Here is a 24974-nt window from a genome sequence, read left to right as displayed (position 1 = left end):
CGTGCTGATAAGGAACGGCGACATTTTCACGGAGCGGCCAAAATGGCAGAACGTAAAGGCGAGATTATCCGCAAGACCAACGAAACCTCGGTTTCGGTGCGTGTGGATATCGACGGCACCGGCAAATCGAAAATTTCCACCGGCGTGGGATTTTTCGACCATATGCTGGACCAGCTGAGCCGCCATTCGCTGATCGACATGGAGATCGAGGTTCAGGGCGACCTGCACATCGATGATCATCACACCGTGGAAGATACCGGTATCGCCATTGGCCAGGCGATCGCGAAGGCGCTTGGCGACCGGCGCGGTATTACCCGCTACGCCTCGCTCGACCTTGCCATGGACGAGACGATGACCAAGGCCGCCATCGATATTTCCGGCCGGCCGTTCCTCGTCTGGAACGTCAATTTTTCCGCGCCAAAGATCGGCACCTTCGACACGGAACTGGTGCGCGAATTCTTTCAGGCGCTCGCCCAGAATGCCGGCATCACGCTGCATATCCTGAACCATTACGGCGCCAACAACCATCATATCGCCGAAACATGCTTCAAGGCCGTTGCCCGCGTTCTTCGCACGGCAACCGAGATCGACCCCCGGCAGGCAGGCCGCGTTCCCTCAACAAAGGGCATGCTGGCCTGACGCCAAAGCTGTCAGGAAGCCCATGACAAGCTATCTCGTTCTGGAAGCCCCCAACGGGCCGGACAGGGACCACAAGACGACCCGATTCATTGCCGATCGTTTCGTCTGGCTGGCTCTCTTTGCGCCATGGTTATGGCTTGCGATCAACCGGCTGTGGCTGGCGACGGCTATCGTTGTCATCGCACTCGTTGCGGCCGGACAAGTCTCGATGTTAGCCGGATTCGAACCTGCCGGAATTCTTGTTGGTTTCACGATTGGGCTCATAACAGCGCTGGAGGGACGCAATTTTCTCGTCCGGCACCTGATCCGCAAAGGTTGGACGCTGAAGTCAGTCGTTTCCGCCCCTGATCTTTCGAGCGCCGAAGACATATATTTCTCCGGTCTCTCCGAAAACGCTGACGCTGAAGAACAGCTGTCACACCCGGTCTGGACCCCTTCGCCGCAAAAGAGCGGCGGCAAAAACTTCGTCAACGATCCCGCCGGATCGTTTCTTTTCGACTTGAATGGAAGGCGCTGACATGCGTGTCGCGATCATCGACTACGGTTCGGGCAATCTGCGTTCGGCCACCAAAGCTTTCGAGCGTGCCGCCCGTGAGGCCGGTATCAATGCAACCATCGACCTGACCGACAAGCCGGATCATGTCGCCTCGGCGGACCGCATCGTGCTGCCGGGCGTCGGCGCCTATGCGGATTGTCGTGCCGGCCTCGACGCCGTTCCCGGCATGCATGAGGCGCTCCTCGAAGCGGTGGAGAAAAAAGCCCATCCATTCCTCGGTATCTGCGTCGGCATGCAGCTCATGTCCTCGCGCGGGCTGGAAAAGACTGTTAGCACCGGGCTCGGCTGGATCGAGGGTGACGTCGTGGAAATGACGCCTGCCGATAAGGACCTGAAGATTCCGCAGATCGGCTGGAACACGCTGGAGATTCGTCACGCGCATCCGCTGTTCGACGGCATCAAGACTGGCGCGGATGGCTTGCACGCCTATTTCGTGCATTCCTATCATCTGGCGGCAAAGCATTCTACGGATGTCATCGCCACCACAAATTACGGTGGCGCGATGACGGCTTTCGTCGGTCGCGACAATATGGCCGGCGCGCAGTTCCACCCGGAAAAAAGCCAGACGCTCGGCCTAGCCCTGATCTCCAATTTCCTGCGCTGGAAGCCCTGACATGATTCTTTTTCCCGCAATCGACCTTAAAGACGGCCAGTGTGTTCGCCTGAAACTCGGCGATATGGACCAGGCCACCGTCTATAATACCGACCCCGGCGCACAGGCGAAAGCTTTCGAGGATCAAGGCTTTGAATGGCTGCATGTCGTTGATCTCAACGGTGCGTTCGCCGGCCAGACGGTCAATGGCGCGGCGGTTGATACCATTTTGAAGGCGACGAAAAACCCGGTGCAGCTGGGCGGCGGCATCCGCACGCTCGATCATATCGAGGCCTGGCTGAGCCGTGGGCTTGCTCGCGTCATTCTCGGCACCGTGGCGGTGCGCGATCCGGTTCTGGTCATTGAAGCCTGCAAGCGTTTTCCCGGCCAGGTCGCCGTCGGCATTGATGCCAAGGGCGGCAAGGTTGCGGTGGAAGGCTGGGCGGAAGCCTCCGAAGTCGGCGTGATCGAGCTTGCCAAACGTTTCGAAGGCGCTGGTGTTGCCGCGATCATCTATACCGATATCGATCGTGACGGCATTCTGGCCGGTATAAATTGGGCCTCAACGCTGGAACTGGCCGACGCCGTCTCCATCCCGGTCATCGCGTCCGGTGGTCTCGCCTCCATCGACGACATCAAGCGCATGTTGCAGCCGGATGCGGCAAAGCTTGAGGGCGCGATTTCCGGCCGCGCGCTTTATGACGGCCGTATCGATCCGGCCGAGGCGCTCGCCCTCATCAAGGCCGCAAAGGAGGTACGCGTATGACCCTAAAAGCCCGCGTTATTCCCTGCCTGGATGTGAAAGACGGCCGTGTCGTCAAGGGCGTGAACTTCGTCGATCTGATCGACGCCGGCGACCCGGTCGAGGCGGCGAAAGCCTATGATGCGGCAGGCGCGGACGAACTCTGCTTCCTGGACATTACCGCCTCTTCGGATAATCGCGACACGATATTCGATGTGGTTTCGCGCACGGCCGATCATTGCTTCATGCCACTGACCGTCGGTGGCGGGGTTCGCGCCGTCGCCGACATCCGCAAGCTGCTTCTGTGCGGGGCCGACAAGGTCTCGATCAATTCCGCAGCGGTCAAGGATCCCGACTTCGTGGCGCAGGCGGCCGACAAGTTCGGCAACCAGTGCATCGTCGTTTCGATAGACGCCAAGCGGGTTTCGAAGGATGGGGAAGAAGGCCGCTGGGAAATATTCACCCATGGCGGACGCCAGCCGACCGGGATTGACGCCGTGGAATTCGCCATCAAGATGGTCGAACGCGGCGCCGGCGAATTGCTTGTCACCTCGATGGACCGCGACGGCACAAAGAGCGGTTACGATATCGGCCTGACGCGCAGCATTGCCGATCAGGTTCGAGTCCCCGTCATCGCTTCGGGGGGCGTCGGCACGCTGGATGATCTGGTGGCAGGGGTTCGGGATGGCCATGCGACTGCGGTGCTTGCCGCTTCGATCTTCCACTTCGGCACTTATTCGATCGGTGAAGCCAAGAACTACATGGCCGAGCATGGCATCGCCATGCGTCTCGACTGATTGCAGGATTCCCCCATGAGCGCATTTTCCCTTTCCGATCTGGAGCGCATCGTCGCAACCCGCGCCGCTGCCTCTCCTGACGAATCCTGGACGGCCAAGCTGATTGCGGCCGGCCAGGAGCGTGCGGCAAAGAAACTCGGCGAAGAAGCCGTGGAAGCCGTCATTGCGGCCATCGCAAAAGACCGCGACGGGCTGAAGAACGAAGTGGCGGACCTGCTTTACCATCTGCTGGTGGTTTTGAAGATCGCCGACATCCCGCTGAATGAGGTTTTCGCCGAGCTGGAGCGGAGGACCGGGCAAACCGGTCTTGCGGAAAAGGCAGCGAGGCCGACATCATGAAGATCGAGGCAGGCAGCGGGGAGAGAGGCATGCCGAGCACACTCGATCATTTCCGACCGGATGAATATTCGCCCTACCACTTCTTCAGTTCGGAAGAATGGTCGAAGTTTCGTGCCGATACTCCATTGACGCTTTCTGCCGACGAGGTCAAACGGCTGCGTTCGCTGGATGATCCGATCGATCTGGATGAGGTGCGGCGCATCTACCTGTCTCTGTCGCGCCTGCTGTCTTCCCATGTGGAAGCATCGCAGCTGCTGTTTGAGCAGCGCAACCGCTTCCTCAACATGGCTGACGTCAACAAGACGCCCTTCGTCATCGGCATCGCCGGCTCCGTTGCCGTTGGCAAATCCACGACGGCACGTATTCTGAAAGAGCTTCTGGCGCGCTGGCCTTCCAGTCCCAAGGTCGACCTCATCACCACTGACGGATTTCTCTATCCGAACGAGGTATTGCGGCGCGAGAATCTGATGGAGCGCAAAGGCTTCCCGGAGAGCTACGATATCGGCGCGCTCCTGCGTTTCCTGTCGGCCATCAAGGCAGGCCAGCCCAATGTCAAGGCGCCGCGTTATTCGCACCTGACCTATGACGTTCTGCCGAACGAGTTCACTGTCATCGACCAGCCGGATATTCTCATCTTCGAAGGCATCAACGTGCTGCAATCGCGCGACCTGCCGGCAGGCGGGAGGATCGTGCCGATCGTTTCCGACTTTTTCGATTTCTCGATCTATATCGACGCTGACGAAGGCCTTATTCACAACTGGTATGTGAACCGGTTCATGAATCTGAGAAAAACCGCCTTCCGCGATCCCAATTCATTCTTCAACCGTTATGCCTCGATCAGCGAAGAAGCGGCGCTCAGCATTGCTGAAGGCCTCTGGCAGAACATCAACCTGAAGAACCTGCGGCAGAACATCGTGCCGACCCGCCCGCGCGCCGACCTTATTTTACGCAAGGGCAAGAACCACCTGATCGACACGGTCGCGCTTCGCAAATTGTGAAAGATGCCGCGAAGGCGGCATCTCCGTCGCAGCGATTACAAGGCGTTATCAGGCAAGGTCTGGAATGCGCAGAACCTGGCCGGGATAAATCTTGTCGGGGTGCGTCAGCATCGGCTTGTTGGCTTCGAAGATGATGTTGTTCTTCGCGCCATTGGCCTTGCCATATTGCGCTTCCGCAATCTTCCAGAGATTGTCACCCTTTTTGACCGTATAGAAGACCGGTTCTTTCGCCGGCGCTTCGGCCACTTTCAACTCGCCGGCCTCGACCTTGGAAATGCCGAGCGTGTTGCCGACCGCGATGACCGCCTTTTCGAAAATCGATTGATCGGCCACTTCGCCCTTCAGGACAACCTTGTCATCCACCACCTCGACCTGAACCTTGTCGGTGCCGAGATCGTGGGAAGCGAGTTCCTTCTTGACCGCTTCGACATCCGGCGCGTCGTCGCCGCCGATACCAAGCTTCTTTCCCGCTTCCTTGATGAAATTGAACAGACCCATAGCACCCTCCTTGGTTGTAGGGAGGCTTACCAGACGATATTTGAAGCTCTATGACAAGGGCGAGAGATTCGTCGTCTGATCGTCGCTTATTCGCCCGAAGGTTTGCCGCGCATCTTCTTGATATCGGAGCGACCGGACTTCGCCTTGAGGCGGCGCTCGACGGAGCCCTTGGTGGGTTTGGTAGCCTTGCGCACCGGCGGCGGGGGGGCGGCGGCTTCGAGGATCAGTTCCTTCAGGCGCTCGCGCGCATCCTCACGATTGCGCTCCTGGCTGCGAAACCGGCTCGCTTCGATCATCAGCACGCCTTCTTTTGATACGCGCCTGCCACCGAGCCGCAACGCATTGACCTTCACCCTTTCCGGAAGGGAGGGTGAATTCGCAATGTCGAAAAATAGCTGAACCGCTGTCGAAACCTTGTTGACGTTCTGGCCGCCCGGCCCGCCGGCCAGCACGAATTGCTCCGTCAGCTCCCAGCCGGCAATGGTGATGCGGTTATTGATGTAAAGCGGGTCGCTGGCCATGTTTTCTCTCCGCGCCGGTGATGCCACAGATCCTGAAAAATGAAAACAAGGACAAAACGAAAGAACCCGGCAAAAAGAAACCCGGCACTTGGGCCGGGTTCCCCTCCTCCTCATAAACGAGGCTTATTCATTCTGCCGCGAGCAAAAGGCCCGGCGCTGCGTCACGAACCTTGCTGTCGACGTGGTCTTCGAACTTGGTGAAGTTCGTGACGAACATCGACACCAGCTTCTTGGCTTGCGCGTCATAAGCTGCGCCATCGGCCCAAGTGGAACGCGGATCGAGGATCGCGCTGTCAACACCTTCAAGCGACTGAGGGACGGCGAAGCCGAAATTCGCATCGGTGCGGAACTGTGCGTTCTTCAGATCCCCAGTGAGAGCGGCGGTCAGAAGCGCGCGGGTGGCCTTGATGGGCATACGCTTGCCGATGCCGTAAGCGCCGCCGGTCCAGCCGGTATTGACCAGCCAGCAATCCACACCGTGCTTGCCGATCAGCTCACGCAGCAGGTTGCCATATTCGGCTGGATGGCGCGGCATGAAGGGGGCGCCAAAGCAGGTGGAGAATGTCGCTTCCGGCTCGGTCACGCCCTTTTCCGTACCGGCGACCTTGGCGGTGTAACCGGAGAGGAAGTGGTACATGGCCTGCTCCGGTGTCAGCCGGGCAATCGGCGGCAGCACGCCGAAGGCGTCAGCCGTCAGCATGATGATCGTCTTCGGGTGGCCGGCAATGCCCGTCTCCGATGCATTCGGAATGAAGTGCAGCGGATAGGCGCTGCGGGTGTTTTCCGTCAGCGAATTGTCGTTGAAATCAGGAACGCGGTTTTCGTCCAGCACGACGTTCTCGAGAACCGTGCCGAAACGGCGGGTAGCGGCGTAAATTTCCGGCTCGGCTTCCGCCGAAAGCTTGATCGCCTTGGCATAGCAGCCGCCTTCGAAATTGAAGATGCCGTGTTCGCCCCAGCCATGTTCGTCATCGCCGATCAGCGTGCGCGACGGATCAGCCGACAGCGTGGTCTTGCCGGTGCCGGAGAGGCCGAAGAAAACGGCGGAATCACCTTGCGGACCGACATTGGCCGAGCAATGCATGGGCATGACACCCTTGGCCGGCAGCAGGTAGTTCAGCACCGTGAAGACCGATTTCTTGTTTTCACCGGCATAGGACGTGCCGCCGATGAGAACGAGGCCGTTGGTCAGATCGCAGGCGATGACTGTCTCCGAACGGACACCATGACGGGCCGGATCTGCCTTGAAGCTCGGCAGGTTGATGATGGTGAGCTTCTGCTTGAAGCCCGCCAGTTTTTCCTGCTTCGGACGGATCAGCAGATTGCGGATGAACAGCGAATGCCAGGCGAGCTCGGTGACGACGCGTGTCGGCAACGCATTTTCCTCATCGGCGCCGCCGATCAGGTCCTGAACATAGAGCGTCTTTCCGGCGGCATGGGCCAACATGTCCTGGCGCAACAACTCGAAGTTTTCCGGCGACAGCGGCTTGTTGTTGTCCCACCAGATGGTGTTCTCGGTGGACGCGTCGCGCACGACGAATTTGTCCTTCGGAGAACGGCCCGTGTGCTGGCCGGTGACGGCGCGCAGCGCACCATCGATGGTCAGCTCGGCCTCGCCGTTGCGGATTGCCTCTTCGTATAGTTCGCTCTCATTGAGGTTATAAAAGACGCGGGAAGCCTTGCCCAATCCGAGTTCTGCAACTCCGTTGGCAGGATTATGAACCCCAATCTCGGTCATGACGCGTTCCTTGTTAATGACGATAAGGCCGTTGAAATTTTCACGGAAAATACGTGGCACCTCTTGGAAACGCAAGAGCCGAAGTTTAAAAAACTTAGTAATTTCAATATATTAATCGATTTAAAAGATTTTATTTCTTTTTAAATCGGTTGAAGACGCATTAAAATTCAGCTGCGGCGTCTCTACGAAATCTCCTCGTCCTACCCTTGCGATTTTAGGTGAGTTTTCCTTTGCCACAATTTGTTCCACCTTTATACTCAAGAGAGTGGCTCGCGGCGCACAACCTGGCTGGGTGAATGTCGGGAGTTACGAGAAAATGACGATGGAGACCAACTACATGCAGACGATCGCGCTTGTCGACGATGACCGGAATATTCTCACTTCGGTATCGATCGCGCTCGAAGCCGAAGGCTACCGGGTCGAAACGTATACGGACGGCGCTTCCGCGCTTGACGGGTTGATCGCCCGTCCGCCGCAGCTCGCCATTTTCGATATTAAGATGCCCCGCATGGATGGCATGGAGCTTTTGCGGCGCCTTCGCCAGAAGTCGGATCTGCCGGTCATCTTCCTCACCTCGAAGGATGAAGAGATCGACGAATTGTTCGGCCTGAAGATGGGCGCGGACGACTTCATCACCAAGCCGTTCTCGCAACGCCTTCTGGTGGAACGCGTCAAAGCCATCCTGCGCCGCGCCAGCAGCCGCGAAGCATCCGCCGCAACCGGCAACGTTCTGAAGCCGACTGCAGACCAACAGGCGCGCACACTGGAGCGCGGGCAGCTCGCCATGGATCAGGAACGGCATACCTGCACCTGGAAGGGCGAACCGGTAACACTGACGGTAACCGAATTCCTCATCCTGCATTCGCTGGCACAACGTCCAGGTGTCGTGAAAAGCCGCGACGCGCTGATGGATGCCGCCTATGACGAGCAGGTCTATGTGGACGACCGCACCATCGACAGCCACATCAAGCGTCTTCGCAAGAAGTTCAAACTGGTCGATGGCGACTTCGATATGATTGAAACGCTTTATGGCGTAGGATATCGCTTCCGCGAAGCGGCTTGAACGAGCCGACTCACGCAGAAGGGACCGCCCGGTATGGGGTGGTAAGGACTTGAATACGTGTTGAAAAAAACGCCGGAAACCGTCTCGGACAGTGACGATGCCGAAGAACGCGGCAGCGAACGCCGCCATCGTATCCATCCGCTGACGATCATCCGGCGCATTTTCGGCAATGCGGTGTTTTCCAGCCTCACGCGCCGCATCCTGTTCTTCAACGTCGCCGCGACGGTGGTTCTGGTCGGCGGCATTCTCTATCTCAACCAGTTCCGCGAGGGGCTGATCGATGCGCGCGTGGAAAGCCTGCTGACGCAGGGCGAAATCATCGCCGGCGCGGTTTCCGCTTCCGCCTCTGTCGATACCAACTCGATCACCATCAATCCGGAAAAGCTGCTCGAGTTGCAGGCGGGCCAGAGCATCACGCCCGCACCGAACGATGAGGATTTGAGTTTCCCGATCAATCCCGAACGGGTGGCACCAGTGCTGCGGCGGCTGATTTCGCCGACGCGCACTCGCGCGCGGCTGTTCGATGCCGATGCCAATCTGCTGCTCGATTCCCGCCACCTTTATTCGCGCGGTCAGGTGCTGCGCTTCGACCTGCCGCCAGTAACGCCCGAGACGCAGACCTGGGGCGACTGGTTCACCAGCATGTTCAACCGCATGCTGCAGCCGAGCAGCCTGCCGCAATACAAGGAAGCGCCCGGCGGCGATGGCTCTATCTATCCGGAAGTGATGAACGCGCTGACCGGCGTGCGCGGCGCGGTCGTGCGTGTCACGGAAAAGGGTGAGCTGATTGTTTCCGTGGCCGTACCGGTACAGCGCTTCCGGGCAGTGCTCGGCGTTCTGCTGCTTTCGACACAAGCGGGCGATATCGACAAGATCGTGCATGCCGAGCGCCTCGCCATCATGCGCGTCTTCGGCATCGCCACGCTGGTCAACATCGTGCTGTCGCTGCTCCTCTCCTCCACCATCGCCACGCCGCTGCGGCGGCTGTCGGCGGCCGCAATCCGCGTACGCCGCGGGGCGAGAACCCGTGAGGAAATACCGGATTTCTCGGCGCGCCAGGATGAGATCGGCAACCTCTCTATTGCGCTGCGTGAAATGACGACGGCGCTTTACGACCGTATCGATGCGATTGAAAGTTTCGCCGCCGATGTCAGCCACGAGCTCAAGAACCCGCTGACCTCGCTGCGCAGCGCCGTGGAAACCCTGCCGCGCGCCAAGACCGAAGAGTCCAAACAGCGCCTGACCGAGATCATCTTCCACGATGTGCGCCGTCTCGACCGCCTGATCAGCGATATTTCGGACGCCTCACGGCTTGACGCCGAACTGGCGCGCGCCGACGCCGCGCCGCTCGATCTTGATGTGCTGATGAAGGGTCTGGTGGATATATCCCGCCAGATAAGCACCAAGAAGAAAAGCGTGACGATCGACTATGTTGTCGACCGGAAAGCGGGCACAAAGACCTCCTTCGTGGTGAACGGCCACGATCTGCGTATCGGCCAGATCGTCACCAACCTCATCGAGAATGCGCGCTCCTTCGTTGCCGAAGAAAGTGGCCGCATCACCGTGCGCCTCTCCCGTCACAAGGATCGTTGCATCGTGCAGGTGGAGGACAACGGGCCCGGCATTCAGGCCGAAGATATCGACCGGATTTTTGAGCGTTTCTACACCGACCGGCCGGCGAGCGAAGGTTTCGGACAGAACTCCGGCCTTGGCCTTTCCATCAGCCGCCAGATCGCGGAAGCCCATGGCGGCAGCCTGCGGGCAGAGAACGTCGTCGACAAATATGGCGTGATATCAGGCGCGCGCTTCACCCTGTCGCTGCCGGCGGCCGAAACCCATGAACGCTGAACGCTTCAACCTGCACGCAACCGCCATCGTTGTTCAAAACACCGGCATCCTTTTCACGGGGCCGTCGGGCAGCGGCAAAAGCGAACTCGCCTTCAGCTTCCTGACGGAGGCGGAACGGTGCGGATTGCCGGCCGCATTGATTGCGGACGATCAGATTTTCGTGTATCGCGATGGCGAGACCATCATCGCCGAACGGCCAGAAGCCATCGCCGGCCTGTTGGAATTACGCGGCAGCGGCATTGTTTCACTTAAAAGCATTGCGCGCGCGCCACTACATTTCGCCGTCACGACAGTTGTTTCACCCGAAAATCCAAGACTTCCCGAAGATGACGAGATGTTATCGCTGCCGTGCGGCGGGCATCTTCCGCTTCTGCGTATTCCGCTTTCAAGTCTCATGCCCTATGGAAAATTTGCTGCACTTGCTCAGAATCTTTTCAAAACGAATGTGAAGTGACGATGATTCGGGCGATTTTAGGCTTGCGATTCGCATTTTCCTCATCAAGATGAAATCCCACCGATGGACAGGATTGCCGCGTTGCGATAGTCGGCAATGAGAGTGCGTGTGCAAGGGAGCATTTCATGATCGGACTAGTGCTTGTCACCCATGGCAAGCTGGCTGAGGAGTTTCGTCATGCGTTGGAGCATGTCGTCGGTCCCCAGAAATTGATCGAGACGGTCTGTATCGGTCCCGAAGACGACATGGATCAGCGCCGGCAGGATATCATCGACGCTGTCGCGCGCGCCAATGACGGCAATGGCGTCATCATCCTGACGGACATGTTTGGCGGCACGCCTTCCAATCTTGCGATTTCGGTCATGAATAACGGCAATGTCGAAGTCATCGCCGGGGTTAACCTGCCGATGCTGATCAAACTTGCCGGCGTTCGCAGCGAAGACAATATGGACAAGGCCCTTCAGGACGCATCCGATGCCGGCCGCAAATATATCAACGTCGCCAGCCGCGTTTTAAGCGGCAAATAAGAAGTCAGCCCATGTCGCCACTCTCCCGGGAACTACCGATCATCAACAAACGCGGTCTCCATGCCCGGGCATCAGCGAAATTCGTGCAGATGGTTGAAGGCTTCGACGCGACCATCACGGTTTCGAAAGACGGCATGACCGTCGGCGGCACCTCGATCATGGGTCTCATGATGCTGGCGGCCAGCCCCGGATGCAGTGTCTATGTCGAGGCGAGCGGCAATCAGGCCGAAGAGGCGCTCGCCGCACTTGAGGCCCTGGTCGCCGACCGGTTCGGCGAAGAAGCCTGAGCCGGCGCCATATAAAGACATAAAGACTTCTTTATATCATTATTGCCAGATCGCTCGTGGCCTGCTAAACCGCTGCTACGTAAAAAGCCGGGCCGCGATGTGCGGCGCTTCTGATCTGGAGAATCTCATGAGCCTTGAGAAGGACTACATCGTCGCCGATATCAACCTTGCCGCATTCGGCCGCAAGGAACTCGACATCGCCGAAACCGAAATGCCGGGCCTGATGTCCTGCCGCAAGGAGTTCGGTGAAAGCAAGCCGCTGAAGGGCGCCCGCATTTCCGGTTCGCTTCACATGACGATCCAGACCGGCGTTCTCATCGAGACGCTGAAGGAACTCGGTGCAGACATTCGCTGGGCCTCCTGCAACATCTTCTCGACCCAGGACCATGCTGCAGCGGCCATTGCGGCAGCCGGCATTCCGGTCTTTGCCGTCAAGGGTGAGAGCCTGACGGAATATTGGGAATATACCGACAAGATCTTCCAGTGGACCGACGGCGGTCTCTCCAACATGATCCTCGACGATGGCGGCGATGCCACCATGTACATCCTGCTGGGCGCACGCGCGGAAGCGGGCGAAGACGTGCTCTCCAATCCCGGCTCCGAAGAAGAAGAAATTCTCTTCGCGCAGATCAACAAGCGCCTCAAGGCTTCGCCCGGCTGGTTCACCAAGCAGCGCGACGCCCTGAAGGGTGTCACCGAAGAAACGACGACCGGCGTGCACCGTCTCTACGACCTCAGCAAGAAGGGCCTGCTGCCTTTCCCGGCGATCAACGTCAATGACAGCGTCACCAAGTCCAAGTTCGACAACAAATACGGTTGCAAAGAATCGCTGGTTGACGGCATTCGCCGTGCAACCGACGTGATGATGGCCGGCAAGGTTGCCGTGGTGTGCGGATACGGCGATGTTGGCAAGGGTTCGGCCGCTTCGCTGCAGGGCGCCGGCGCCCGCGTGAAGGTGACCGAAATCGACCCGATCTGCGCACTGCAGGCCGCCATGGACGGTTTCGAAGTCGTTCGCCTGGAGGACGTTGTTTCCTCCGCCGATATCTTCATCACCACGACAGGCAACAAGGACGTCATCCGCATCGAGCACATGCGCGAGATGAAGGACATGGCGATCGTCGGCAATATCGGCCACTTCGACAACGAGATTCAGGTCGCATCGCTGCGTAACCTCAAGTGGACGAACATCAAGCCGCAGGTCGACATGATCGAGTTCCCGAAGGGCAACCGCATCATCCTGCTGTCCGAAGGCCGTCTTCTGAACCTTGGCAACGCCACCGGTCACCCCTCCTTCGTCATGTCGGCCTCCTTCACCAACCAGGTGTTGGGCCAGATCGAACTCTTCACCAAGCAGGGCGAATACAAGAACGACGTTTACGTGCTGCCGAAGCACCTCGACGAGAAGGTCGCACGCCTCCATCTCGAGAAGCTTGGTGTGCGCCTGACTGAACTTTCCGACGTTCAGGCAGATTATATCGGCGTCTCGAAGCAGGGCCCGTTCAAGGCGGACCACTACAGATATTAATTTCATAGTTAATATCCACTGAAATTACACAATATCTAGATGCCGCGCGCTTGACAAAGCGCGCGGCATCTTTTTTGCGCGCTCCCTTTTCGCAGATTTATGAAGGCGGTATTGTCATCAGACTTGATTCGGACGCACCACAGGGCGGTGCGGACGAAATGGGATGTCTTGTCGAAGATGCGGCACATAGGACGGAGACAGACCGGGGATGTCGGTTCAAAATTCGGATCTGCGCAAGCAGACAGTTCAACGCGTTGAAAACACGCAAGCGGGCGTGGCATTGAGCGCACAGACTCTGGTGCGTTTTGGCGCATCTGCGGACGGAAAACCGGTGTTCACTTTTCCTGGAAATGCTCTGGCACGTTGCCGGCTGGCAATCCGTGCGATCCGGACCGGCTTTTCACGGCTTCCCTTCCTGCTTTCCGGCACGTTTCTGGCCGGTTCAGCCACCGTAGCGCTGGCGCAGGATGGACTTGCGGCCAAAGCCGGCGCTCGGCTGTTTTCATCAGGTGAAACCATAACCTATTCGCTTTTCGTGGGTATGCTTTCCGCGACGCTGTTTTCAGTCGTCTGGCTGGTGCGCCAGCGCGGCAATATAGAGGCGGAGAGCAGCGAATTTCGCCAGGCGCTTGCCCAGTCTCACCACAAGATCGCCAAATACGAAGCGCTGATTTCCGACAAGAGCCGCCGCATCGTCATCTGGGATGGCGCAGAAAACCGTCCGGAATTTCTGGGGCAGCTGCCGGCCGAGACAGGCGTGCCGCAGGCGGACCAGGATTTTCTGGCCTTTGGCCGCTGGCTGAAACCGGCATCCGCCAGTCAGCTTGAGAAATCCATTGAGAAACTTCGTAGCCACGCACAGAGTTTCGATCTCACCATCGAAACGCATCGCGGCGAAGTTATCGAGGTTCAGGGCCGGGTTTCCGGCGGCAATGCCTTTGCACGCTTCATCGCCCTCAACAATCTGCGTGCGGAGCTCGCCGAACTGCAGGTGGAGCGTGAACGGCTGATCGCTTCCGTCTCGACTTTTCAGGAACTTCTCGATTCCATTGAGCAGCCCGTCTGGCGTCGCAATGGCGAAGGCGAACTTATCTGGGTGAACCATGCCTATGCACAGGCAGTGGATGCGCGGAATGCGGAACAGGCCATTCAGGAGAAACGAGAACTTCTGAACACGGTTACCCGGCAGAAGATACGCGCGGCCGCGACCCCGGAATCGCCCTATCACGACCGTATTTCCACGGTGGTTGCGGGTAATCGCAGCTTCTTCGATGTCGTCGACATCAAAACGGCGGGCGGGTCTGCCGGTATCGCCATCGATGCCACCGAGGCCGAAACCATCAGCGAGGAACTGAAGCGGGTTCTGAAGAGCCACGCCGAAACGCTGGATCATCTGGCAACGCCCGTCGCCATTTTCGATGGCCGGCAGCGGCTGCAATTCTATAATCAGGCTTTTGCGACCCTGTGGGGCCTCGACCTGATGTTCCTCGAATCTGGGCCTGACAATTCAGAGCTTCTCGACAGGTTGCGCACCGCCGGCAAATTGCCCGAGCAGCTCAACTGGAAGAACTGGAAGGAGACGGCGCTCTCCGTATACCGTTCGCTCGATACCAAGACCGATCTCTGGCACCTGCCCAACGGCCAGACACTGCGGGTGATTGCGACGGCCCATCCGCAGGGTGGCGCAACCTGGGTTTTCGAAAACCTGACCGAGCAGGTCGATCTGCAAATGCGCTACAACACATTGGTGAAAGTGCAGGGCGAAACCATCGACCATCTGGCCGAGGGGGTCGCCGTGTTCGGTGCGGACGGTCGTATTCGCCTGTCGAACCCGGCATTCCGGGCGCTGTGGGGTGTGACTGCCGAACAGGCCGAAACCGGAACGCACATCCGCGCCATCGAAACCGCCTGCGCACCATCCTACGACGGGCCGGACGGCTGGCGCGCCTTCAGCCAGTTCATCACCAGTTTCGATGATGAGCGGCCATCCCGGCAAGGCACACTGGAACTGCTTTCCGGCCTCGTCCTTGATTATGCGATCATTCCGCTGCCGGATGCGCAGACCATGCTGACCTTTGTCAACATGACGGACAGCGTACGGGCTGAGCGCGCCCTTATGGAAAAGAACGACGCTCTTCTCAAGGCAGATGAGTTGAAGAATGATTTTGTGCAGCATGTTTCCTATGAGCTGCGTTCGCCGCTGACAAACATTATCGGCTTCACCGATCTCCTGAAGACGCCGGGCCTTGGGGAACTGACGGAGCGGCAGGCGGAATATCTCGACCATATTTCCACATCCTCCTCGGTCCTTCTGACGATCGTCAATGATATTCTCGATCTTGCGACCGTCGATGCCGGCATCATGCAACTCAATTATTCGGATAATGACCTGAACGAATTGCTCGAAGATGTTTCGGTGCAGATCGCGGACCGGCTGCAGGAAAGCGGCATTTCACTTCAGATCGTCGTCCCGGCTCATCTCGGCAATCTGGTGGCAGACCACCAGCGCCTGAAGCAGATCCTCATCAAGCTCCTGACCAATGCGATCAATTTCGCGCCGGAAGGGTCTTCAGTTACGCTTTCCTGCCAGCGCAGCGAAGGTGACTTCATATTCTCTGTGGCGGACAAGGGACCGGGCATCCCGGAAGACATGCTGAAAACGGTTTTCGATCGTTTTTCGACCCGCGGCAATGGCGGCCGGCGAACCGGCGCCGGGCTTGGCCTTTCCATTGTCGAAAGTTTCGTCAGTCTCCACCATGGAACGGTTAGCATAGACAGCCGGCCCGGCAACGGCACCACCGTCACCTGCCGCATTCCTTCCGCCACGCGTCCGCATTCCATTGCCGCAGAATGATCGAAAATGTCTTGCCGATCACCATTCCTCTCGCGGGGGAAAAGGACACCATCAGGCTCGGTGAAGACCTCGCGCTGGCGCTGAAGCCCGGCGATTGTCTGGCGTTGGTCGGCGACCTTGGCGCTGGTAAATCGACGCTTGCCCGCGCCTTCATCCGAGCGATGGCGGACGAGCCGGATCTTGAGGTTCCGAGCCCCACCTTCACCATCGTCCAAACCTATGCCACCCGCATTCCAATTGCCCATCTCGACCTCTACCGGCTTTCGGATGTTTCCGAACTGGATGAGCTCGGCATCGATGAGATGCTGGAGGACGGCATCTGCCTGATCGAGTGGCCGGATATAGCAGGAGAGATTCTGCCACCCGGGCAGACCGTAACCCTGACGCTGACACATTCCGGCGAAGGGCGGATCGCCTCCATCGAGGCTCCGGCAAAACCGAAAGCGCGGCTTGAGCGGGTTTTTGCCATCCGGGAATTCCTCGCCAGAAATGGCCGAGGTGACGCGGTCCGCCGCTTTCTGAGCGGCGATGCTTCCACCCGTGCCTATGAGACCATTTCCACCGATGGCCCGGACCTTATCCTGATGGATTGGCGCCGCCCCTTGAAAGGCGCCATCGTCGCCGACGGCAAGACCTATGCGGAGATTGCCCATCTCGCCCAGGATGCCCGCTCCTTCGTGGCGATCGGTAATTATCTGCGGAATCGCGGCTTTTGCGCGCCGGAGATCATCGCGGGGGACATCGACCAAGGCATTCTCCTGTTGCAGGATCTGGGGCGAGATGGAGTGTTAGCCGCCGATGGCGCCCCAATCGAGGAGCGCTATCTGGAGAGCGTTGCCTTTTTGGCGGCACTTCATCAAGCGTCACAACCCGGTCCCCTGCCCGTGGGTGATGGCAACACCTATGAGGTTCCGCCCTTTGACCGGCAGGCGATGAAGATCGAGGTCTCGCTGCTGGTGGAATGGTATCTGCCCTATAAGCGCGGCAGGCCACTGTCCGATGGCGAGAAGCAGGAATATTACGCCATCTGGGACGCTCTGATCGACTCGCTTGCGGATTGCGAAAACGGGCTGCTGCTGCGCGACTTCCATTCGCCAAATATCCTCTGGCAACAGCAGAACGCCGGCGTACGACAGGTCGGCCTGATCGATTTTCAGGACGCGATGATTGGCCCGACCGCCTATGATCTCGCTTCCATTGTTCAGGATGCCCGGGTTACAATCGAGCCCGGATTGCAGGCACGCCTGCTTTCGCATTATCTCCAGAGCAGGCGACACACGCCTTCTTTCGACGAGGCTGCTTTTCTCAAGGCCTTTTCCATCATGTCGGCGCAGCGCAACTGCAAGCTTGCCGGTATCTGGGTCAGGCTGATGGAACGGGATGGCAAACCCGGTTATATGAAGCATATGCCGCGGACGTTCCGCTATCTCGCCGCAGCGCTTTCGCATCCGGAACTTGCGCCGCTCAGAGACTGGTGCCTGCGCATGGGCATGGACTTTAACGACTGAAAGACGGTTGACCACGATGACGATCACAAACGCGATGGTGCTGGCCGCCGGGCTCGGTACTCGGATGCGCCCGATCACCGATACGATCCCGAAGCCACTCGTACAGATCGCCGGCAAGCCAATGATCGATTACGTGCTCGACGCTCTTGTGGAAGCCGGTGCCGAAAGAATTGTCGTCAATGTGCACCACCACGCCGAGCAGATGGTCGCCCATCTTCAGCGCCGCGCCGATGCCGAAATCCTGATTTCCGACGAACGCTCCCAGCTGATGAATTCCGGCGGCGGTCTCGCCAAGGGTCTGAAGCTTCTGGAACCCGGCCCGGTCTTCGTCATGAATGCCGATCTCTTCTGGATCGGTGAGCAGCTGCACGTGGCAAGCAATCTGCGCAAGCTCGCACAATTCTTCGATCCCGGTCGGATGGACATGGCACTGCTCTGCGTCGACATGGATCGGACCACCGGCCACAATGGCAAGAGGGATTTCAACCTCGCCGGGGACGGAAGACTGACCCGCCATCGCGAGGGCGACACGAACCCCGTGGTCTATGCCGGCGCCATCGCCATGGACTCGCGGCTGCTTGACGATGCACCCACGGACGCTTTCAACCTGAATATTTACTTCGATCGCGCGATTGAAAAGGCCCGGCTTTACGGGCTGCCGCTGGATGGTCACTGGATTACCGTCGGCACGCCGGACGCCATAGACGATGCTGAGAACATCATCCGGCAATTCAGGGAAAAACGCTCTGCATGACGGGCTCCCACCACGCAAAGCGCGTTCTGACGATCGCCGCGGGAACACCGTTCCTCAAAACGCTTGCGGAAACGCTGTGCGACGGAAGACTGGCGGCAGGCTATCGATATGACCCGGCCGATCCCCTGTCGCTTGCCAAGGTGACGATATATGTGCCGACGCGACGTTCGGCCCGCGTGCTGCGCTCGGAATTCGTCGATCTTCTTGGCGGCCGTTCCGCCATTCTGCCGCTCATCCGGCCCCTTGGCGAAACGGATGACGACAGCGGTTTCTTCGATGTCGAAAACCCTGAGATCATGGATCTCGCGCCGCCGATTTCCGGCACCGGCCGACTGATCGAACTCGCGCGTCTCATCCTTGCATGGCGCAACAGCCTGCCGGACGCCATCCGGGCGATCCATTCCGATTCGCCGCTGGTGGCCCCCGCCAGCCCGGCCGACGCGATATGGCTCGCGCGTGCGCTGGCAGAGGTGATCGACGCAATGGATACGGAAGAAAAAGATTGGGAAGCGCTTCAGCATCTCGATACCGGTGATCACGCTCAATGGTGGCAGCTCACGGCCGATTTTCTAAAGATCGCCAGCATCTTCTGGCCCGCCCGGCTCGCCGAACTCAACAGATCTTCGGCCGGACGGCACCGCAACGCCATCCTCCGGGCAGAAGCGAACCGAATTGCCACATTGCCGGACACCGGTCCGATCATCGTCGCTGGCTCGACAGGCTCCATTCCGGCCGCCGCCGATCTCATCGCCGCGGTTGCAGCTTTACCGCAAGGCGTGGTGGTGCTTCCGGGGCTTGATCTTGCCATGCCGGAAGAGCAATGGCAGGCGATCGCCGAGGACCCCACCGATCCTTCGAGCCGCACTCACTCGCAATACGGGCTTTATGTCCTGCTGCAGAAACTGGGCATCCTGCGTGACGATGTGGTTCCGATCGGTGTCCTCGACAACGATCTGGAAAAGCGCGCCGCGGTGTTTTCGGCAGCGCTCGCGCCGGCCAAATCCACCAGTGACTGGAACCGATGGCGTGAAGACCGGGATTCCGCAATTTTTGACGATGCCTTTGCAGCGGCCACGCTGATTGAAGCTGCCAACGAGCGCGAAGAGGCCACCGCCATCGCAGTGGCGCTCAGGCTTGCGCTCGAAGCACCAGCCTCGGAACGGCCTTCGCAGGCGGCCCTGATAACACCCGACCGCGGGCTGGCGCGGCGCGTGGTAACGGAGTTGCAACGCTTCGGCATCGAAGCCGACGATTCGGCCGGCACGCCGCTTTCGGCAACCGCCCAGGCCGGCCTCACGCAACTCGCGCTGGAGGCGATCCTGAGACCCGGAGACCCGGTGCCGATTATTTCCCTTCTGAAACACCCGCTCGCCCGTTTCGGGCTCTCAAGCGAAGCTTTCACCAGAGCTTCGAAGGCGCTTGAGCTGATTGCGCTGCGAGGCGGCCGCGTCGAAACTGAAGTGGGCAATCTGGAAACGGTTCTTGACACCCAACTCCTTGCGCAACGCGAGGACAGACATCCGCCCGCCTGGCGGCTGGCCCTGCCTGACGGAAGCGTTGACGCCGCGCGTGATCTGGCGCGACGGATTGCAATGGCCACAGAGCCGCTGCGCTCCGCCTTCGTCCGCCGCGACCGATCTGGCCGGGCCTTTACCGACAGGTTGCCTCTTTCCGACTGGGCGGAACGGACCGGCCGCGTGATGGAAGCCATCTGTGGGGATGAAAATACAGATCTTGCCGCTCTCTGGTCTGGCGAGGCCGGAGACAAGCTTTCCAGCCTCTTTGCCGAACTGATGGAAAGCGGAGATATTCTCGACGCGGACGGTCCGCAATGGATCGATATATTCGCGGCGCTTGTGGCAGGGGAATCAATCAAGCCAAGATCGATGCGCCATCCGCGCATCTTCATTTTCGGCGCGCTGGAAGCGCGGCTGCAAAGTGTCGATACGGTCATCATCGGCGGTCTCAATGAAGGCCTCTGGCCGGGCCAAACGGCGAATAATCCGTTTCTTTCCCGCACCATGAAGACTGCGATCGGGCTGGAGCCGCCGGAACGGCGTATCGGCCAGCTCGCGCATGACTTTGAGATGGCCAACGGCACGCGACACATTTTCTACACCCGGGCGCTCAGGCAGGGCTCCACGCCTGCCGTCGCCTCACGCTGGCTGCAAAGGCTGCTGGCCTTGGGCGGCGAGGATTTTGCCAAGGTCCTTAAAAAACGTGGCGAGACATATCGCCATTGGGCGGGTCTGATGGATGAGAGCATCGAGCAGGAGGCGGCAAAGCGCCCTTCCCCGAAACCGCCGGCTGAATTGCAGCCGACGCGTTACTCCTTCAGCGAAGTGGGCCGCCTGCGCCGCGACCCCTATTCGATCTATGCGCGGCGCATTCTGAAGCTCGACGCGCTTGACCCGTTCAACCGCGACCCGAACGCAGCCGATCGTGGCACGCTCTATCACACGATCATCGAGCGCTATTCCCGTGAGGGGCACATTCCCGGTACGTCGGCCTCGCTTTCGGCCATGCAGCGCATTCTCGACGAATGTTTCGATGCGGAAAACCTGCCTCCCCATGTGGATGTCATCTGGCGACCACGTTTTGCAGCGGTGGCGCGCGCCTTCATCGACTGGGAAAAAGAACGTCATCCATCCATTCGTCACAGCTTTTTCGAGGCGCGCGCGGGCCAGGAAATCGTCGAAGCAGGCATAAGGCTCACCGGCGTCGCCGACCGCATCGACATCAAGACAAACGGTCAGGCGGATATTATCGACTACAAGACGGGGCTCGCGCCTTCCGTCAACCAGGCGCGGGCGCTGCTTGATCCACAGCTTGCGCTGGAGGCGGCAGCATTGATGCGCGGCGCCTTCCGCGAAGCCGGTTCACCCACGCCTGAAAACCTCATCTATGTTCGCCTGCGGCCGGGCGAGCGTTTTTTCGCCGATCAGGTCAATAACGAACATTCCAGCCGAAGCGGGAAAAGACCGCCAAAATCGGCGATTGAACTCGCGACGGAATCGATAGAACAGCTCACCAAATTCGTTCATTCGCTGCGCAATGGGGAAAACGGCTTCGCCTCGCGGCTGGTGCCGGAAGAACAGCAATCCTACGGCGGGGAATATGATCACCTCGCCCGCGTTTCGGAATGGTCGACGGCAGAACCGGGAGACGGCGATGACGATTGATCCCTTCGATGCCGGTCCTGCCGCCGACACACCTGAAAGCTGGATCGACTGGACCAGCGCCCGGCAGCGGCTTGCTTCCGATCCCGCCAGTTCCGCCTGGGTGTCGGCCAATGCCGGTTCCGGCAAGACCCACGTACTGACCCAGCGCGTCATCCGCCTGCTTCTGGCTGGCTGCCGGCCTTCGGCGATCCTCTGCCTCACCTATACCAAGGCTGCAGCGTCGGAAATGTCGAGCCGCGTCTTCGACCGTCTGGCGGAATGGGCTACTTTGCCGGATTCCGATCTCAGCGACCGCATCGCCGCCATCGAAGGCAAGGCGCCGGATCGCATCAAGCTCGCCGAAGCGCGCAGGCTCTTCGCCAAGGCGCTGGAAACGCCCGGCGGTTTGAAAATCCAGACGATCCACGCCTTCTGCGAGGCGCTGCTGCATCAGTTCCCGCTGGAAGCCAATGTCGCCGGCCATTTCTCCGTTCTCGACGACCGGGCCGCAACCACGCTGCTGGCTGAGGCGCGCCGTTCGCTCCTGACCGCTGTTTCGACGGAAAGCGATGCGGACCTGGCGCAGGCGCTGGCCTATGTTCTCGATCTCGCCGATGAAAGCGGGTTGGAAGCGCTGCTCTCCGCCATCATCGCCAATCGCAGTGCCTTGCGGGCCTTCCTTCTGGATGCCAAACAGTCAGGCGGCATCAATGCCCGGTTGCGGCAGGCGATGCAGATTGCAGATGGAGAGACCGAAGAAACTGCCGCGGTCGCCTTCTGGCCTCTGCCCGGCCTCTCCGGCCTCGCGCTCGATACGTATCTCACCCTTGCCGACGAGGTGGGTGGATCACGCGTCATCGATGTCGCCTATGCACTCAGGGAAGCAAAACGACAACCAGACCCCGTGCGGCGGATGGAATTCATCGAAGCCGCCCTGCTGACGGCCAAGGGCGAAAAGAAATCCGATGCCTATGTCATCAACAAGGGCATGCAGAAATCCGCCCCCGAACTTCTCGACGCGCTGACGCTGGCGCGGGACCATGTCGTTGCCTGCCGCAACCGTTATCGTCTGGTGCGGATGCTGGCGGCGACCAAATGCGCCCTTGTTCTGGCGGAAAGGCTGATCGGTGATTTCGAAGACCTGAAGAAACAGCGAAGCCAGCTCGATTTCGAAGACCTGATCGAGCGCGCGGCCAACCTCCTCAACCGCGATACTGCGGGTGCGTGGGTGCATTACAAGCTGGATCAGGGCATCGACCATATTCTGGTCGATGAGGCGCAGGACACGAGCCCGGTGCAATGGTCGATCATCCAGTCGCTTGCGGCGGATTTCTTCACCGGCGAGAGCGCCCGCATGGGGCGGCGTACGCTGTTTGCCGTGGGCGATGAAAAACAGTCGATCTATTCATTCCAGGGCGCGCGGCCGGAACGGTTTTCGCAGGAGCGCGAAGAGACCAAGAGACGGGTCGATTCGGTCGAACAAGCCTTTCACCGCATTCGCCTGCCGCTATCCTTCCGATCCACGGAGGATGTGCTGGCGGCTGTCGACCAGGTGTTTTCGGACCCGAGTAACGCAAGCGGCCTCAGTGCCGATAACGAGCCGGTGGAGCACCGGTCCAACCGCGCTGGCCATCCCGGCACCGTGGAAGTGTGGGATATGGTGGCACCGGAAACCACCGAGGACGAAGAGGATTGGACAGCCCCCTTCGATGCGCTGCGGGAAAGCGCGCCGGCCACCATAATTGCCCGCCGGATCGCCGCGCGCATCGCCGATATGATCGGACGCGAGACCATCATCGAAAAAGGCGTGGAGCGCGCCATCGAACCGGGCGACATTCTGGTGCTCGTCAGAAAACGTCATGCCTTCGTCAATGCACTGACCCGGGAGCTGAAACGGCGCAAGAACATACCCGTTGCCGGCGCTGACCGCCTTCGTTTGACTGACCACATTGCCGTGCAGGACCTTCTGGCGCTCGGTCATTTCGTTGTCCTGCCCGAAGACGACCTTTCCCTTGCCGCACTTTTGAAAAGTCCACTCTTCAACCTGACGGAAGGCGACGTTTTCGACATTGCCGCCATGCGATCGGAAACGGAGAGCGTCTGGAAACGGCTGCAAATCCTTGCGCAGGAAGATAATAGCCATCTTTCCAGCGTTACCGCCAAGCTGGAAGGTTTTATCGCGCTTTCTAAAACGGCCACCGTGCATGATTTCTTCGCAGCGGTGCTTACACTGCATGACGGACGCAAGAAATTTCTCGGCAGGCTTGGCAACGAGGCAAGCGACGTTCTGGATGAATTCCTGTCCTTCGCGCTGGATCACGAAAGGACCGGCCTGCCCGGCCTGCAGGCCTTTCTCTCCGTCCTGGAAACTGACTCACCGGAGGTGAAGCGGGAGCAGGACAAGGATCGCGGCGAAGTTCGCATCATGACCGTGCACGCCTCCAAGGGGTTGGAAGCACCCGTCGTTTTTGTCGTCGATGGCGGTTCGAAGGCCTTCAATCACAGCCATGTGCCTAAACTGCGTTTTGTCGAAGCGGGTGAAGACGCCTTCCCGGTCTGGTTGCCCGGCAGCGGATTTTCAAACCACCTTATCCGATCGGACGAAGAGCGGCTGAAGACCGCCGCCGAAGATGAATATCGGCGGCTGCTTTATGTGGCCATGACGCGCGCCGCCGATCATCTCGTCGTCTGCGGTTATCGCGGCCAGAAGGAAAATCCCGAATGCTGGCATGCCATCGTCAAAAAGGCGCTTGCCAACAACGAAGACCATTGCAAGCCCCAGCTTTTCACGGCGGATGGTGAGGAATGGCAGGGGCTCGTCTGGCGCAAATCCGAACCGCGCTCGACACCTGCCCCACTAAGGCCACCGGAAACGCCGCAGCAGGAAGACTATGCCCTTCCGGCGGGACTTCTTACCCCTTTGCCGGCCCTGCCCTCTCTACCGAGACCGCTCAGCCCTTCCGGCGCGGGCACCATCATCGATGACGGTGCGGATGATCTCGCCGTGCGCTCACCACTGTTCGGGGGGAAAGCCGAGGTCTCTTCATTGGCGCTGCAGCGCGGCCGGTTGGTGCATCGCATGCTTCAGGCGCTGCCCGATTTTCCGGCGGTCGAACGGGAAGAGGCGGCGCGCCGTTATGCTGAACGCGCGGCGCGGTTCTGGCCTGTTACCGAGCGCGAGCAATTGGTACGGGCCGTTTTGCGTGTCATGTCCGAACCCGCGGTTCAGCCGGCCTTCTCTGCCAACAGTCGCGCGGAAGTGTCGATCATGGGCACGATGGCCCTCGGCCGGCAGCAATATGCCGTCTCCGGCCGCATCGACCGGCTGGCGGTCGAGGGAGATCGCGTCATCCTGATCGATTACAAAACCAACCGAGTGCCGCCCCGCGAAGCGCGTGAAATACCCTTCTCCCATACGGCGCAGCTTGCCATTTATCGGGAAATTCTGGCACCGCTTTATCCCGGCAAGGAATTTGTCTGTGCGCTGATTTATACGGAAAATGCTGCCTTTATAACGGTTGGCGACGATGCGATGAGAGAGGCCCTTGCCGCAATAAAGACAAAGTGAGA

General features: G+C 59.4%; 21 protein-coding genes. 18 read left to right on the top strand and 3 right to left on the bottom strand.

Annotated features, from left to right (window positions below; all coding sequences use genetic code 11):
- The first annotated feature begins 42 nt into the window (after positions 1-42).
- From hisB to coaA, 7 genes are read left to right on the top strand one after another with little or no spacing between them, the layout of a single operon-like run.
- The gene (gene hisB, locus BTN45_RS13315) at positions 43-639 is read left to right on the top strand and encodes an imidazoleglycerol-phosphate dehydratase HisB (protein WP_112553009.1); all 597 of its coding nucleotides are present in this window, start codon (positions 43-45) and stop codon (positions 637-639) included.
- A gap of 22 nt (positions 640-661) precedes the next feature.
- Complete coding sequence (locus tag BTN45_RS13310; protein ID WP_037090013.1) at positions 662-1156, top strand: DUF2628 domain-containing protein; 495 nt, start codon at positions 662-664, stop codon at positions 1154-1156.
- 1 nt (position 1157) lies between these two features.
- Positions 1158-1808, top strand: coding sequence for an imidazole glycerol phosphate synthase subunit HisH (gene hisH, locus BTN45_RS13305; RefSeq protein WP_112553011.1), 651 nt, complete (start codon positions 1158-1160; stop codon positions 1806-1808).
- Position 1809: 1 nt separating this feature from the next.
- Positions 1810-2553: a 1-(5-phosphoribosyl)-5-[(5-phosphoribosylamino)methylideneamino]imidazole-4-carboxamide isomerase gene (hisA, locus tag BTN45_RS13300; RefSeq protein WP_207588254.1), complete on the top strand. Its 744-nt coding sequence runs from the start codon at positions 1810-1812 to the stop codon at positions 2551-2553.
- The gene (gene hisF / locus BTN45_RS13295; RefSeq protein ID WP_004444327.1) at positions 2550-3326 is read left to right on the top strand and encodes an imidazole glycerol phosphate synthase subunit HisF; all 777 of its coding nucleotides are present in this window, start codon (positions 2550-2552) and stop codon (positions 3324-3326) included. The genes hisA and hisF overlap by 4 nt, the downstream gene beginning before the upstream one ends.
- Positions 3327-3341: 15 nt before the next feature.
- Complete coding sequence (locus BTN45_RS13290) at positions 3342-3665, top strand: phosphoribosyl-ATP diphosphatase (RefSeq protein WP_142186930.1); 324 nt, start codon at positions 3342-3344, stop codon at positions 3663-3665.
- The gene (gene coaA, locus BTN45_RS13285; protein ID WP_004444323.1) at positions 3662-4663 is read left to right on the top strand and encodes a type I pantothenate kinase; all 1002 of its coding nucleotides are present in this window, start codon (positions 3662-3664) and stop codon (positions 4661-4663) included. Before BTN45_RS13290 ends, coaA begins: the two co-directional genes overlap by 4 nt.
- Positions 4664-4711: 48 nt before the next feature.
- On the opposite strand, the gene lysM is transcribed toward coaA, so the two are convergent.
- The 3 genes from lysM to BTN45_RS13270 form a co-directional block, all read right to left on the bottom strand.
- The gene (gene lysM, locus BTN45_RS13280) at positions 4712-5161 is read right to left on the bottom strand and encodes a peptidoglycan-binding protein LysM (protein ID WP_006700119.1); all 450 of its coding nucleotides are present in this window, start codon (positions 5159-5161) and stop codon (positions 4712-4714) included.
- Between the two features lie 86 nt (positions 5162-5247).
- On the bottom strand, positions 5248-5682 hold the full coding sequence (arfB, locus tag BTN45_RS13275) for an alternative ribosome rescue aminoacyl-tRNA hydrolase ArfB (RefSeq protein ID WP_004444320.1): 435 nt from the start codon (positions 5680-5682) through the stop codon (positions 5248-5250).
- 127 nt (positions 5683-5809) lie between these two features.
- The gene (locus tag BTN45_RS13270) at positions 5810-7420 is read right to left on the bottom strand and encodes a phosphoenolpyruvate carboxykinase (RefSeq protein ID WP_035208087.1); all 1611 of its coding nucleotides are present in this window, start codon (positions 7418-7420) and stop codon (positions 5810-5812) included.
- Positions 7421-7757: 337 nt separating this feature from the next.
- Here BTN45_RS13270 and chvI point away from each other — a divergent pair, with 337 nt between their 5' ends.
- The 11 genes from chvI to addA all read left to right on the top strand — a co-directional run bounded on the left by chvI (position 7758) and on the right by addA (position 24972).
- Complete coding sequence (gene chvI, locus BTN45_RS13265; RefSeq protein WP_006700117.1) at positions 7758-8483, top strand: two-component system response regulator ChvI; 726 nt, start codon at positions 7758-7760, stop codon at positions 8481-8483.
- Between the two features lie 57 nt (positions 8484-8540).
- Positions 8541-10331: a two-component system sensor histidine kinase ChvG gene (gene chvG, locus BTN45_RS13260; protein WP_022555320.1), complete on the top strand. Its 1791-nt coding sequence runs from the start codon at positions 8541-8543 to the stop codon at positions 10329-10331.
- A complete protein-coding gene (locus BTN45_RS13255) occupies positions 10321-10785 on the top strand; it encodes an HPr kinase/phosphorylase (protein WP_207588252.1) in 465 nt (154 codons plus the stop codon). The genes chvG and BTN45_RS13255 overlap by 11 nt, the downstream gene beginning before the upstream one ends.
- A gap of 125 nt (positions 10786-10910) precedes the next feature.
- Entirely contained in the window at positions 10911-11312 is a 402-nt protein-coding gene (locus BTN45_RS13250; RefSeq protein WP_003505374.1) for a PTS sugar transporter subunit IIA, read from the top strand.
- A gap of 11 nt (positions 11313-11323) precedes the next feature.
- On the top strand, positions 11324-11599 hold the full coding sequence (locus BTN45_RS13245) for an HPr family phosphocarrier protein (RefSeq protein WP_004444304.1): 276 nt from the start codon (positions 11324-11326) through the stop codon (positions 11597-11599).
- Between the two features lie 127 nt (positions 11600-11726).
- Positions 11727-13127: an adenosylhomocysteinase gene (ahcY, locus tag BTN45_RS13240; RefSeq protein WP_004444302.1), complete on the top strand. Its 1401-nt coding sequence runs from the start codon at positions 11727-11729 to the stop codon at positions 13125-13127.
- A gap of 208 nt (positions 13128-13335) precedes the next feature.
- The gene (locus BTN45_RS13235) at positions 13336-15981 is read left to right on the top strand and encodes a PAS domain-containing sensor histidine kinase (RefSeq protein ID WP_207588250.1); all 2646 of its coding nucleotides are present in this window, start codon (positions 13336-13338) and stop codon (positions 15979-15981) included.
- Positions 15978-17489, top strand: coding sequence for a tRNA (adenosine(37)-N6)-threonylcarbamoyltransferase complex ATPase subunit type 1 TsaE (gene tsaE, locus BTN45_RS13230; protein WP_207588247.1), 1512 nt, complete (start codon positions 15978-15980; stop codon positions 17487-17489). Before BTN45_RS13235 ends, tsaE begins: the two co-directional genes overlap by 4 nt.
- 16 nt (positions 17490-17505) lie before the next feature.
- A complete protein-coding gene (locus BTN45_RS13225) occupies positions 17506-18243 on the top strand; it encodes a nucleotidyltransferase family protein (RefSeq protein WP_207588244.1) in 738 nt (245 codons plus the stop codon).
- Positions 18240-21425, top strand: a complete 3186-nt coding sequence (addB, locus tag BTN45_RS13220; RefSeq protein WP_207588243.1) for a double-strand break repair protein AddB — start codon at positions 18240-18242, stop codon at positions 21423-21425. The genes BTN45_RS13225 and addB overlap by 4 nt, the downstream gene beginning before the upstream one ends.
- Positions 21415-24972: a double-strand break repair helicase AddA gene (gene addA, locus BTN45_RS13215; protein WP_207588241.1), complete on the top strand. Its 3558-nt coding sequence runs from the start codon at positions 21415-21417 to the stop codon at positions 24970-24972. The genes addB and addA overlap by 11 nt, the downstream gene beginning before the upstream one ends.
- Positions 24973-24974: the final 2 nt, after the last annotated feature.

The organism is Rhizobium sp. ZX09 (genome assembly GCF_017357485.1).
GTDB classification, from domain to species: Bacteria; Pseudomonadota; Alphaproteobacteria; order Rhizobiales; family Rhizobiaceae; genus Agrobacterium; species Agrobacterium pusense.
The sequence above is the reverse complement of the archived record's forward strand: the minus strand, read 5'-3'. Positions and strand labels throughout refer to the sequence as shown.

Excerpts from the sequence above, each read along its gene's own strand:
- BTN45_RS13235 (WP_207588250.1), top strand. The coding sequence starts at position 13,336 with ATGTCGGTTCAAAATTCGGATCTGCGCAAGCAGACAGTTCAACGCGTT.
- BTN45_RS13310 (WP_037090013.1), top strand. The coding sequence starts at position 662 with ATGACAAGCTATCTCGTTCTGGAAGCCCCCAACGGGCCGGACAGGGAC.
- hisB (WP_112553009.1), top strand. The coding sequence starts at position 43 with ATGGCAGAACGTAAAGGCGAGATTATCCGCAAGACCAACGAAACCTCG.
- hisH (WP_112553011.1), top strand. The coding sequence starts at position 1,158 with ATGCGTGTCGCGATCATCGACTACGGTTCGGGCAATCTGCGTTCGGCC.
- coaA (WP_004444323.1), top strand. The coding sequence starts at position 3,662 with ATGAAGATCGAGGCAGGCAGCGGGGAGAGAGGCATGCCGAGCACACTC.
- chvI (WP_006700117.1), top strand. The coding sequence starts at position 7,758 with ATGCAGACGATCGCGCTTGTCGACGATGACCGGAATATTCTCACTTCG.
- BTN45_RS13270 (WP_035208087.1), bottom strand. The coding sequence starts at position 7,420 with ATGACCGAGATTGGGGTTCATAATCCTGCCAACGGAGTTGCAGAACTC.
- BTN45_RS13255 (WP_207588252.1), top strand. The coding sequence starts at position 10,321 with ATGAACGCTGAACGCTTCAACCTGCACGCAACCGCCATCGTTGTTCAA.
- hisA (WP_207588254.1), top strand. The coding sequence starts at position 1,810 with ATGATTCTTTTTCCCGCAATCGACCTTAAAGACGGCCAGTGTGTTCGC.
- arfB (WP_004444320.1), bottom strand. The coding sequence starts at position 5,682 with ATGGCCAGCGACCCGCTTTACATCAATAACCGCATCACCATTGCCGGC.
- addA (WP_207588241.1), top strand. The coding sequence starts at position 21,415 with ATGACGATTGATCCCTTCGATGCCGGTCCTGCCGCCGACACACCTGAA.
- hisF (WP_004444327.1), top strand. The coding sequence starts at position 2,550 with ATGACCCTAAAAGCCCGCGTTATTCCCTGCCTGGATGTGAAAGACGGC.
- addB (WP_207588243.1), top strand. The coding sequence starts at position 18,240 with ATGACGGGCTCCCACCACGCAAAGCGCGTTCTGACGATCGCCGCGGGA.
- BTN45_RS13250 (WP_003505374.1), top strand. The coding sequence starts at position 10,911 with ATGATCGGACTAGTGCTTGTCACCCATGGCAAGCTGGCTGAGGAGTTT.
- tsaE (WP_207588247.1), top strand. The coding sequence starts at position 15,978 with ATGATCGAAAATGTCTTGCCGATCACCATTCCTCTCGCGGGGGAAAAG.
- BTN45_RS13225 (WP_207588244.1), top strand. The coding sequence starts at position 17,506 with ATGACGATCACAAACGCGATGGTGCTGGCCGCCGGGCTCGGTACTCGG.
- BTN45_RS13290 (WP_142186930.1), top strand. The coding sequence starts at position 3,342 with ATGAGCGCATTTTCCCTTTCCGATCTGGAGCGCATCGTCGCAACCCGC.
- BTN45_RS13245 (WP_004444304.1), top strand. The coding sequence starts at position 11,324 with ATGTCGCCACTCTCCCGGGAACTACCGATCATCAACAAACGCGGTCTC.
- lysM (WP_006700119.1), bottom strand. The coding sequence starts at position 5,161 with ATGGGTCTGTTCAATTTCATCAAGGAAGCGGGAAAGAAGCTTGGTATC.
- ahcY (WP_004444302.1), top strand. The coding sequence starts at position 11,727 with ATGAGCCTTGAGAAGGACTACATCGTCGCCGATATCAACCTTGCCGCA.